Source organism: uncultured Lactobacillus sp., from assembly GCF_946477725.1.
Classification (GTDB): domain Bacteria; phylum Bacillota; class Bacilli; order Lactobacillales; family Lactobacillaceae; genus Lactobacillus.
The window spans coordinates 76,366-87,598 of record NZ_CAMKZC010000002.1 but is presented as its reverse complement, the minus strand read 5'-3'; the positions used below and the strand labels follow the sequence as shown (position 1 = coordinate 87,598).

10 protein-coding genes are annotated in these 11,233 nt (G+C 34.3%); 8 read left to right on the top strand and 2 right to left on the bottom strand.

Annotation, left to right across the window (positions count from 1 at the left end):
* Positions 1-6 precede the first annotated feature (6 nt).
* Both dnaG and rpoD read left to right on the top strand, forming a co-directional pair.
* Positions 7-1,815, top strand: coding sequence for a DNA primase (gene dnaG / locus Q0R51_RS01690; protein WP_294756244.1), 1,809 nt, complete (start codon positions 7-9; stop codon positions 1,813-1,815).
* A 13-nt stretch (positions 1,816-1,828) separates the two neighbouring features.
* A complete protein-coding gene (rpoD, locus tag Q0R51_RS01685; RefSeq protein ID WP_084619548.1) occupies positions 1,829-2,950 on the top strand; it encodes an RNA polymerase sigma factor RpoD in 1,122 nt (373 codons plus the stop codon).
* A 44-nt stretch (positions 2,951-2,994) separates the two neighbouring features.
* Here the strand turns inward: rpoD and Q0R51_RS01680 are convergent, their stop codons facing one another.
* Positions 2,995-4,248 carry a CPBP family intramembrane glutamic endopeptidase gene (locus tag Q0R51_RS01680; protein ID WP_294756240.1) on the bottom strand — a complete coding sequence of 418 codons (1,254 nt, stop codon included), beginning with the start codon at positions 4,246-4,248 and terminating at the stop codon, positions 2,995-2,997.
* Positions 4,235-4,675: an 8-oxo-dGTP diphosphatase gene (locus Q0R51_RS01675; RefSeq protein WP_294756237.1), complete on the bottom strand. Its 441-nt coding sequence runs from the start codon at positions 4,673-4,675 to the stop codon at positions 4,235-4,237. The genes Q0R51_RS01680 and Q0R51_RS01675 overlap by 14 nt, the downstream gene beginning before the upstream one ends.
* Before the next feature lie 180 nt (positions 4,676-4,855).
* On the opposite strand from Q0R51_RS01675, the gene Q0R51_RS01670 reads away from it, so the two are divergent.
* The 6 genes from Q0R51_RS01670 (at position 4,856) to Q0R51_RS01645 (ending at position 11,226) form a co-directional block, all read left to right on the top strand.
* Entirely contained in the window at positions 4,856-6,445 is a 1,590-nt protein-coding gene (locus Q0R51_RS01670) for an ABC transporter ATP-binding protein (RefSeq protein WP_294756235.1), read from the top strand.
* 71 nt (positions 6,446-6,516) lie between these two features.
* Complete coding sequence (locus Q0R51_RS01665) at positions 6,517-7,200, top strand: class I SAM-dependent methyltransferase (RefSeq protein ID WP_294756234.1); 684 nt, start codon at positions 6,517-6,519, stop codon at positions 7,198-7,200.
* Complete coding sequence (locus tag Q0R51_RS01660; protein WP_122037609.1) at positions 7,193-7,990, top strand: Nif3-like dinuclear metal center hexameric protein; 798 nt, start codon at positions 7,193-7,195, stop codon at positions 7,988-7,990. The genes Q0R51_RS01665 and Q0R51_RS01660 overlap by 8 nt, the downstream gene beginning before the upstream one ends.
* Before the next feature lie 13 nt (positions 7,991-8,003).
* A complete protein-coding gene (gene pepT, locus Q0R51_RS01655; RefSeq protein WP_122037608.1) occupies positions 8,004-9,245 on the top strand; it encodes a peptidase T in 1,242 nt (413 codons plus the stop codon).
* 332 nt (positions 9,246-9,577) lie between these two features.
* Positions 9,578-10,465, top strand: coding sequence for an ABC transporter ATP-binding protein (locus Q0R51_RS01650; protein WP_294756232.1), 888 nt, complete (start codon positions 9,578-9,580; stop codon positions 10,463-10,465).
* 5 nt (positions 10,466-10,470) lie between these two features.
* Complete coding sequence (locus Q0R51_RS01645) at positions 10,471-11,226, top strand: ABC transporter permease (protein WP_294756230.1); 756 nt, start codon at positions 10,471-10,473, stop codon at positions 11,224-11,226.
* The last annotated feature ends 7 nt before the right edge of the window (positions 11,227-11,233 follow it).

The window sequence follows — 11,233 nt, the reverse complement described above, 5'->3', positions numbered from 1 at the left end:
GCAAAGATGGCCGGTCTTATACCTGAAGAAACTATTGCTAAAGTTCGTAATAATGTCAATATTGTAAATGTCATAAGCCAGTATGTTTCTCTAGAAAAGAAAGGCAAAGATTATGTTGGTCTTTGTCCATTCCATGAAGAAAAAACTCCTTCTTTTACTGTTAATGAAGGGAAACAATTTTTTAAATGCTTTGGCTGTGGCAAAGGTGGTAATGTGTTTTCTTTTCTAATGTATAAAGAAAATCTTACATTTCCTGAAAGTGTTCAAAAAGTTGCTGATTTTGGTCATATTGATATCGGGCAATATAATAACCAAAAACCAAAGTTTTCCAATATTTTAATAAAAATTAATGAGGAGGCTGCCGATTTTTATCATAAAGTATTAGTTTCAACAAATGCTGGTAGACCAGGATATAATTATGCCAAACAGCGTGGTCTTAACGATGAAATAATTGCTCATTTTCGTATTGGTTATGCTCCTAAACAAAACAATTTGCTTTTGACTTATTTAAGAGACCAGAAATTTAAAGATGAAGATTTGGTTGAGAGTGGCTTATTTGTGCAATCTCAGACCGGTGAATTATTTGATCGCTTTAGAGATCGGCTGATGTTTCCTCTCACTGATGAAGGCGACTATGTGGTTGGATTTTCTGGTAGAAGGCTTTCGCCAAATAAAACAGAAGCTAAATACATTAATAGTCCTGAAACCAAAATTTTTACTAAATCTAAAACTCTTTTTCATTTTGCGGAAGCAAAAAAAGCAGTCCGCAGTGAAAAACATTTAATTTTGTATGAAGGATACATGGATGTAATTGCGGCCTATAAAGCAGGAATTAAATCTGGTATAGCTTCTATGGGAACCAGCTTGACTGATCAACAAATATATATGTTACGCAGGATCACTAAAAACATCATCATTAATTATGACGGAGACGACCCAGGAATACACGCTGAAGAACGTGCAGCCAGAATGTTTAATAATATTGGGGGCTTTAATTTAGGGATAGTAGTTCTGCCGGAAAAGCTGGATCCTGATGAATATGTAAAGAAATATGGTTGGGAAAAATATCAGGAAGAAGTTAAAGGTGCTTTAACTCCTACAGACTTTTTTCTTAAAAGGTTGGCTCAAAAATATAATTTAGCAAATGACCGCGAAAAATTGGCTTATCTCGACGAAGCAGTGAAAGAGATTGCTCAATTGTCTAATCCAGTAGAGCAAGATCTATATTTGGATAAGATTTCGCAACAACAAGGTGTTTCTAAGGATTCACTCAAAGTTAATTTTACCAAATATCGCAGACAGCAAAATGCGGCTAGAAGGCACCAAGCCAATTATAGTGCGCAACCTGAAGAATCAAATAGCAACTATTCCGGTTCTTTTGTTGAACCTGAGCAGAATTATAGTAAAAACGATCCTATTCAAACTCGGTTATTATATTTATTTATTCATTCAAGACATGCTCGGGAATATTTATTATCACATCAATTTTTATTTCCAGACTCTAAATATCAAAAATTAGCGGAATTATGGTTAAATTTTAGTGAAAATCAAGAAAATCCGGGAGTTAATAGTTTTTTAGATTTTATTCCTAGTGAACTTCAAGGTATAATAGTTAATGCTGAAATGACAGACATGCCCCAGGATTTTTCAGACCGCGAAATCGATGAGCAAATTAATGCTTTAAACAGGCGAAAAATTGATTTTAAATTGCAGCAACTAATGAATGATTTACAAGATGCTAAACGTAAAACTGATACGGATGAAATATTAAGTATTACTCGTAAAATTTTGCAGTTAAAAAGAATCCAGGGTTAAAGGGGGGCTTATTGTGGTAGAAAATGGAAAAACCGCTAACACCGAAAAATTATCTTTAGACAAAATGGTCAAAAAGGTAGTTAAAGATGTTAAAAAAGATAAATCTATTACTGAAAAAGAATTCGTTGCTCAATTGATTAAGCCCTATAAACTACAGGGAAAAGCAGTTGACCAATTAGTTCAGGAATTTGAAGATAATGGCATTAGCATTGTTGACGAGAAGGGTAATCCTTCGAGATTAGCTTTAAAAAAGCAAAAAGATGTTGAAAAGGCTGAATTAAAAGATATGTCGGCACCTTCAAGTGTCAGAATGAATGATCCAGTCAGAATGTATCTGAAAGAAATCGGCCGCGTCCCCTTACTAAATGCTGATCAGGAAATTTCTTTGGCTAAAAGAATTGAAAAGGGCGATGAAGAGGCTAAACAAGAATTGGCTGAGGCCAACTTACGTTTAGTGGTTTCTATCGCTAAGCGTTATGTAGGTCGTGGTATGTCGTTTCTTGATTTGATTCAAGAAGGAAATATGGGTCTGATGAAGGCCGTGGACAAATTTGATTACAGCCTAGGTTTCAAGTTCTCAACTTATGCAACTTGGTGGATTAGACAAGCTATCACCCGTGCGATCGCCGACCAAGCTAGAACTATCAGAATTCCGGTCCACATGGTTGAAACAATAAACAAGTTGATTAGAATTCAAAGACAACTGTTGCAGGACTTAGGACGTGAACCAACTCCTGAAGAAATCGGGGCAGAAATGGACATGCCTACTTCTAAAGTTAGGGACATTTTAAAAATTGCACAAGAACCAGTATCTTTGGAAACTCCTATTGGTGAAGAGGATGATTCACATTTAGGTGACTTTATTAAGGATAAGGATGCAACTAGTCCTGAACAACATGCTTCATACGAAATGCTCAAAGAACAATTAGAAGAAGTGCTTGACACTTTAACAGACAGAGAAGAAAATGTTCTTCGCTTACGTTTTGGACTTGATGATGGTCGAACTAGAACACTTGAGGAAGTTGGTAAAGTGTTTGGAGTTACGAGAGAGCGTATTCGTCAAATTGAAGCTAAAGCTTTACGGAAATTAAGACATCCAAGTAGGTCAAATCAATTACGTGATTTCCTAGATTAGTTAGCCAAACAAAAGACAAGATTTAAAAAAATCTTGTCTTTTTATTATCTAAAAGTTAAATCGCTAGCAGCATGATTATTTTCTAGTCCCCATTGCTGCAAATTATATTCGATAACACTTTTTCGCTTACCTGATAATAAGAAGAAAGCAAAAGCCAAATAGATCAAAGTGGTAATAAAGAGATATTCCCAGTCAAAGATATGGGGTACTGTCATAACTGTTGAGCCAGTAGCTAGGAAGGCTAGTATATCATAAACTGCATGATAGCCCAAATTAACCAAAAAAGAACCTGTATATAAATAAACTGCAGCAAAAACAATACCTGCGGCAAACGCATTAATCATTTGTAAAATTGTGGCAGAGAGTGGTTGCATTAGTGCGTTAGTAAGATGAATTGAACCGAAAAGCAAACCATCCAGTAATACTGCCAATAAAACTTGATTTTTAGAATTTTTAAATATTTTGAGTAATATACTTAAAACACAAAAACGCATTAACCATTCTTCAGCTACACCAGCTTCTATGCCCTGACAAATATACTGAGTTACGTGTTTTGTTGTTATATGAAAATCCCAGCGTGTTAGCAATTGTCCTAAATTATCTGCAGCATTAAAAGCATTAATTAGGCAGTCAGTAATAATAAAAATAAATATAACCGCAAGAACTGAATACTTAGCTCTTGGACTTATTCTCAAACTCGGATTTTGATAATGCCAGCTTTTCATTACAACAATTGATGAAATCACAAAACAAATGCTACCTGTGATTCCTGTGGTGTTGAGAACTTGAAGCCAAGAATGGCTATCCATAGTTAAAATTTCAGGTAGCGAAACAATCAAACTTGCAAACGACAATAAAGTTATGATCTGGCCAATCGGATTCTTTATTTTGCCCCATGCCAGTTCCGCCATTGGAAGAAGCATAATGAGTTCATACAGGGTAAGGAGAATTAATAAAAAGATCGCATTCTTATTATTCAAAATTTTGATGAATGCTGCTTCCAAAGTGAGTAGTACAAAAAAGCATAATAATATATTGACAGACTGAAAATAATGATTAAAATAAACCAATTTTCTTTCAGGATGTTTTTCATATAAAAGGGTTAGTTGCAATAGAACCAGTATGAACAAAATTGGCAGAACTATTATTGCTCCTAGTCTACTCTTGGTCAGGGGTTTGATTTTAAAAAATAGCACAAATGCCACAATGATCAGAATTTCTTGGACTATTATTTGTCCTAAATGCCAACACTTAATTGCTTGTTCAGAAAGCATTCGATACTTCTTAAAATAATTCATCCCGTTTACCGTCCAAGATATGCTCATCAATATCTTCGTTAAAGTATACCAACAAGTCGCGGTCAAAATTATATGCTAATTTATGTTGGAAAAGTTCTTCTTTAGTCATCCACGTCAATTTGCCTTCTCTTGAGGCTTTGACTGTGCCAGTGAATTCAGTCGCTATATAAAAAAGAACAAGATAGCGGTGATCATTTTCATCATAAAATTGCTTAATGCCACATAGGCGCGGGTTTTTGATATCTAAATTTGTTTCTTCCTTAACTTCTCGCACCACTGAGTCATGAAAAGATTCATGATCTTCAACATGGCCTCCTGGAAAAGTAAGTCCTGGCCAATAGGGATCATTGCGATCCAATACTAAGATATTATTGTTTTTTTTAATCATACACATATTCGTTAAAGTAACTGGTTCAGTTCTATCCATTAAGTAAAAAATCTCTTTCTTTTAAATCTTATTATCAATTATAAAATAGCAATTTAGAAAGAAAAAGAAAATTTTTCTCACTTTTTTGCCAGCAAATTTAAATTAGACCAGAAATTTTGTGGCTTTTATTAATTTGTTCCATTATACTTGTAATACTATTTTAAGTTTTAGGAGGACAACATGGCTCTCAAATATGCGAAGAAATGGAAACTTTTTCTTTTTCTATTTATTTCAATTCTTGATTCATTTCAATCAGTATTTTTAGCTTATCTTTTAAAAGGATTCATCTCCTTTGCTGAAAAGCCTACGGGAAACTTGCCCAGATTAACTATATTCGCTATTAGCGGATTAAGTCTTTTTAGCATAATTGGAATACTATTTCAATACTCCTTTTTAAATTTAATCCATGATATTAACATCAAAATTAAAGAGATAGCAACCGATCAGATCATTGATATTAATGATCAAGCTAATCTTGATGCGTCATTTATGACTAACGACCTTAAACAAATTGAGGCCAGCAAAGTTGTAGCCGAATTAAAAATTGTTAATTACATCCTAAAATTTTTGACTGCTATTATCACTGCAGTGATTGCATCTTGGTTTATCTCCCTGATCTTTTTTATTGCAGCAATAGTTCCAGCGTTAGTGCAAAATTTTGCCGGTAAAAAAATTTCTGCTAATTCTAAAAAATGGGAAAAAGCAAATAGTAATTATACCACTACTGTTACGGAAACAATTAACGGCTCAACCATTTTTTCTTTATATAATTCAGAGAATTCTATTGCTCAGCGCTTAATAAAAAGAGCTCGCGAAATGGAGGACGCCTTACAATCAACGAATTTAGCTAAGGGCATTGCAAACGAATTAACCTCTTTTGCCGCATATTGTTTTGGCATGATTATTCCATTTAGTGTTGGAGTTTATTTGATAACTATAGGAAATATTACCTTGAGTACTTTTATGATGATTGTGCAGCTATCGAATAATTTTGTGAATCCGATAGTTAATATTTTTATGTGCGTTAATGATATTAAAACAACTACTCCCATTTGGACTAAATTTATAAAAATACAAAAGTATAAAAAACCAAAACAAACAAGCGATAATAGTTCAATTCCAGTTTTCAATAATTTGAGTTTAACTAATGCCACAATCCATTTTGATAACCAAACTATTTTTAAAAAAGTAAATTTGGTAATCAAACAGGGTGAAAAAATTTTATTACAAGCTCCTTCGGGTTGGGGAAAATCAACCTTGCTCAAAGTCTTGCTAGGAAAATATAAGCTGGATTCAGGCACCTATCTAATAAATGGAGAAAAAGCTAATGGCAATTGGAATAAAGACCATGAACTCTTTGCTTTAATCAATCAACAACCGTTTATATTAAATGATACGATTGAATACAATATTACTTTAGGGCAAAAGGTTACCCAACAAGAACTGAATAAGGCGGTTTCTAAAGCTGGCCTAGAAGAACTGGTCAGAAAAAAAGGGTATCAGTATCAAGTTGGTCTTGGAGGTAAAAATTTGTCAGGAGGGCAAAATCAGCGCATAGAAATTGCCCGCGCGTTGCTTAAGCAAAGACAAATTTTGTTAGCAGACGAAGCTACTTCCTCATTGGACACAAAATTGTCTCAAAAAATCCACGCCGCTTTCTTAAAAGAATTTCCCGGAACAGTGATTGAAGTTGCTCATCACATAGCTAAAGACGAGGTAAGCATGTTTAACCGCCAGATTGCTTTAGAAACTAATAATAAGAGTAGCTAAATTTATTATTTTATTTTTATCTTATAAAAAGCATTATGCTAAAATTCTATTATAAAGAAAGTAGGATGAGGATGAATTTACGATTAAGTACTTTAGCACAAATGGTTGATCAAGGAGCCCGTGTAGCAGACATTGGAACAGATCACGCTTATTTACCGATCCAATTAGTAAAAGAGGGTAAAGTGGATTATGCTATTGCCAGTGATGTAGCAGCTGGGCCTTTAGAAAATGCTGAAAAAGACATCATTGCTGCTGGCTTAAAAAACAAAATTGAAACTCGTTTAGGATCTGGACTTGAAACAATTAGCGCCAAAGACAGAATTGATACAGTGGTAATTGCCGGTATGGGTGGCAAGTTAATGACCAATATTTTAAACGAAGCTTGGTCAAGAAATTTTCATTTTGCTACATTAATTTTGGAGCCTAATGTGGGGGAGCCGGGTGTGCGTGAATGGCTTTCGGCACATAAATATCAAATTAATAATGAAAAAATTATCGCTGAAGCCGGGCATATATATGAACTGATTAAGGCACAAGAGCTGGAAAATACTATCAGTTTAACTGACCGGCAAATATTTTTTGGACCTGAAATTCTAAAAGAAAAAAATCAAGTTTTTTATCAAAAATGGCGCGATCAATTAGCTTACCATCAAAGGTTGCTAACTAATTTAAATAAGGCCCAGGAAAAAGATGGTGCACATATTAAGCAAATTGAGTATGAAATAAAAATGATTGAGGAAGAAATAAATGACTAAAGTAGAGGATATAGTTGCCGTTTTAAGGCAACACTTTCCAGAAGAAATAGCTAGCCAAGGTGATCCAATTGGCATCCAAATAGGCTCACTTGAGCAAAATGTCACTAAAATAATGACCACCTTAGATGTCAGACCACAAGTGGTGGACGAGGCAGTGCAAAATGGTGTTGACTTGATTATCAGTCATCATCCCTTGATGTTTCGCCCCGCTGCAAACTTGGATTTTGCCAATCCCCAATATGCTATGTACGGTAAAATAATTGCTCATGGCATTACGGTCTATTCTATTCATACCAATTCAGACAAGGCTGAAGATGGCTCAAGTGATTGGCAAGCTGAAGAGTTAGGTTTGAAAGATGTTGAACCGTTTTGTCCAGACGATGATGGAATTGCCATAGGACGCAAGGGGAGATTGCTTCAACCACTATCTGCTGAAGAATTTGCTTATTACGTCAAAGACAAGATGCAGGTAAAAATGGTAAGATTAATTACTGCTGATAATCAGCAGACTATTTCTTCAGTTTGTTTTATCTGCGGTGATGGCGGCAAATATTGGCATCAAGCAGTAGAAGAGAATATTGATGCTTTTATTACAGGAGATGTTTATTACCATACGGGCCACGATATGATTTCTGCCGGTCTGACGGTAGTTGATCCGGGTCACTACACTGAAAAGATTTTTAAAGAAAAAATTTATCAAAAGTTGCTTGAATGGAATAAAAAACATTCTTGGAATGTCGAAATTACCCAATCTGAAGTATCAACTAACCCATTTCAAGATTTATTTTAATTAAGGAGATAAGATGGAGTATCCAAATTTATTACCAAGATTTTTAAAATATGTAAAAGTTAATTCACGCTCTGATGAGCATTCAGACAGGTTTCCTTCAACTAAGCGTCAAGAAGATTTTCAAAAACATGTTATTTTACCTGATCTCGAAGAGCTTGGCCTCAAAGATGTGCATTATAATCAAAAATCAGGGTGTGTTATTGCCGAAATTCCAGCTAATGTAGATTATGATGTACCTGTAATGGGACTTCTAGCGCACTGCGATACCGCAGACTTTAATGCGGAAAATGTCAAACCGCAAGTTCATGAAAATTATGATGGCAAATCAAAAATTCGCCTTGGAGATTCCGAATTCTATTTAGATCCTGCAGAATTTCCGAACTTAAGAAAATATGCTGGCCAAACTATTATTACGGCTTCAGGTGACACCTTATTAGGTGGGGATGATAAATGCGGGGTAGCGGAATTAGTTACATTAGCAGAATATCTGTTAAACCACCCTGAAATTAAACATGGTAAGATTCGCCTTGGTTTTACTCCGGACGAAGAAATTGGCATGGGGGCCCAATATTTTGATATTGATGAATTTGGTGCAGATTTTGCTTTCACGGTTGATGGCGGAGCTCCTGGAAAGTTAGATTGGGGCACTTTTTCTGCTGCTACTTTCACGCTTGATATTCAAGGAGTAAATGTGCACCCATCTGTTGCAAAAGATCAAATGATTAATGCTATCCAAGTTGGCATTAACTTCCAAAATCAACTTCCGCAAAACGAAGTTCCTGAAAAGACGGCTGGAAGAGAAGGCTTTTATCATCTGACCAACTTTACTGGTACAGTAGACAACGCACAAATGGAATACATCGTGCGTGACTTTGAAAGAGATGGTCTTGAAGATCGTAAAAATAAAGTGAGAGCTATTGTCAATCAAATGAATAAGGATTTCGGCACAGAAAGAATTAAGCTTAACATGAGAGATCAATATTACAATATGGCTGATATTCTTAAAGATCACATGGAAATTGTTAATTTAGCGAGAAAAGCATATCAAGCTGAAGGTTTAACCATCAATGAAGACCCCGTAAGGGGAGGGACAGATGGTTCACTTCTGACATATAGAGGTTTACCTTGTCCGGATCTTTTCTCTGGTCAAGAAAACATGCATGGCAGGTTTGAATATACCGTTCTGGAATCCATGGCAAAAGCTGTAGATGTCATGATAAAAATGGTACAAATGAATGCTGCCGCTAATAAGTAGTGAAACAAAAACGGCTCTTTTTAAGGCTGTTTATAAAAAGATTAAAAGTTAAAAGCTTGTTCTGATAAAGGAATTTAAGCTTGTAAAAGGTTAGCAAAATTATGCACAGTTATTAAAAATATGCTAACGAGCACCTAAAATCATTATCAAAAATGGTTTTAGGTGCCTTTTTTATTTTTTGTAATACTAACAGCTAAGATGTGGAACATTTAAATTATTCTAAGACTTTTGATTAAAAATAAATTTGCAAAAAAATAAAATTTATTTTATTATACTAGTGTATTACTTATGTAGCTCACTAGTATAATAATTTTTAGTAAGGATGATTAAGAGTGAAAAATATTAATGCACTACAACTGGATAATGTTAGTACATTTGTTGGCAAAACTGTGCTAGTCAAAAATGCTACTTTTGAAGTTAAACCAGGTGAAATAATCGGTTTGATAGGTCCTAATGGGGCTGGGAAAACCACCATTATGAAAACTATCCTGGGTTTAATGAAATTCAAAGGAAAAGTTGTAGTTAATGGGCGAGAAGTTTCTGAAAATGATCATCAGGCTTTAGATAAGGCAGGTGCGTTAATTGAACACCCTGCTATTTACCCATTTCTTACTGGAATGCAGAATTTGACCCTTTATGCTCATGATCAAAAAGATATGGCAAACTTAATTTCCGAATTACAAATGGATTCATATATTAATAATAAGGCTAAAGGGTATTCTCTTGGTATGAAGCAAAAATTAGGCATAGCAATCGCCTTATTAAATCAGCCCCAAATTGTAATTCTTGATGAACCAATGAACGGACTGGATATTGAATCAACTATTAGAGTAAGAAAACTAATCAAAAGGTATTCTGACCAAGGAACAGCTTTTTTAATTTCAAGTCACATTTTAAGTGAATTACAAAAAGTAATGACGAGAGTTGTCTTAATCTCTGGGGGGCAAATTATTTTGAATAAAGAAGTTGCAGAATTTGAAAAAATTAGTCACCAAAAATACCATTTGACTACTGAAAATAATAAACTTGCAAAAAAGATTTTTGCTGCTTACCAGATCACGTTTACAGAAAATGAAAATTATTTGATAGTAAGTCAAAACGACATATACAAAATAGAAGATCTGCTTTTTAACGAAGGTGTTCATTTAAAAGAAATTTTGCCGCTTGAAGCCAATCTTGAACGAATTGTAGTTGATGTCTTGGAAAAGAAAAGGGGATAGACAGAATGCTTATAAGCTTTAAACAGGAAATCTATAAATTAAGGCATGAAAACATTGCTCTGTATGGTCTGATTATTCTCATTGTAACAATGATTTACAACTTTTTTACTAATCCTATTACAAGCCAATCCCTTAGCTACGGATTTGGTGCAATTGAGTGGATTCCTTTAATAGTTATTACCGTAGCATCTGCAATTTTTTCAATGGAATACAAGAATAACACGATTATCATGTTGGAGTATAAGACTTCAAGCAAGTATCAAATTTACTTTGCCAAGTTTTTGGTTGTCTTAATCTATAGTTTTTTCTTAACAGTGATCGTATTTCTATTTACATTGATTTTAAGCATGTTCTTTAATAATGTCAGATATGATTGGTTAGTTACCAAAAATGGTAATAATCTTTTAAATGGTCTATTAGCTAACCTGGCAGGAGCATTGATTTATTCCTTTTTTAGCATTGGCTTATCCTTTATGCTCATTATGCTGGTTAAAAATAATGCCGTAGTAGTTTGTTTTGGAATTGTACTAGCATTTTTTGGTGCCAGCTTTTCCAAAGGATTAATGCAAACCTTTCCCCATTTTATAAGTACTATTAAATGGAACTTTTTAAATATGACTTTTATTTCTCAGCAATTATCAAATCCAAGTCTTAGCTTAAAATCGCACTTATCAAGTCTTGAACTAATTATAGCCAATATCATTTACGGCATAGCTTTTATGGTCTTGGGATATTATCTATTCAAACATCGACGAGTATAAAGAGAGG

What these genes read in the sequence shown, in the direction of transcription:
- Q0R51_RS01680 (WP_294756240.1), bottom strand. Translation starts at nt 4,248, where the DNA reads ATGAATTATTTTAAGAAGTATCGAATGCTTTCTGAACAAGCAATTAAG.
- Q0R51_RS01670 (WP_294756235.1), top strand. Translation starts at nt 4,856, where the DNA reads ATGGCTCTCAAATATGCGAAGAAATGGAAACTTTTTCTTTTTCTATTT.
- Q0R51_RS01675 (WP_294756237.1), bottom strand. Translation starts at nt 4,675, where the DNA reads ATGGATAGAACTGAACCAGTTACTTTAACGAATATGTGTATGATTAAA.
- dnaG (WP_294756244.1), top strand. Translation starts at nt 7, where the DNA reads ATGGCCGGTCTTATACCTGAAGAAACTATTGCTAAAGTTCGTAATAAT.
- pepT (WP_122037608.1), top strand. Translation starts at nt 8,004, where the DNA reads ATGGAGTATCCAAATTTATTACCAAGATTTTTAAAATATGTAAAAGTT.
- Q0R51_RS01660 (WP_122037609.1), top strand. Translation starts at nt 7,193, where the DNA reads ATGACTAAAGTAGAGGATATAGTTGCCGTTTTAAGGCAACACTTTCCA.
- Q0R51_RS01645 (WP_294756230.1), top strand. Translation starts at nt 10,471, where the DNA reads ATGCTTATAAGCTTTAAACAGGAAATCTATAAATTAAGGCATGAAAAC.
- Q0R51_RS01665 (WP_294756234.1), top strand. Translation starts at nt 6,517, where the DNA reads ATGAATTTACGATTAAGTACTTTAGCACAAATGGTTGATCAAGGAGCC.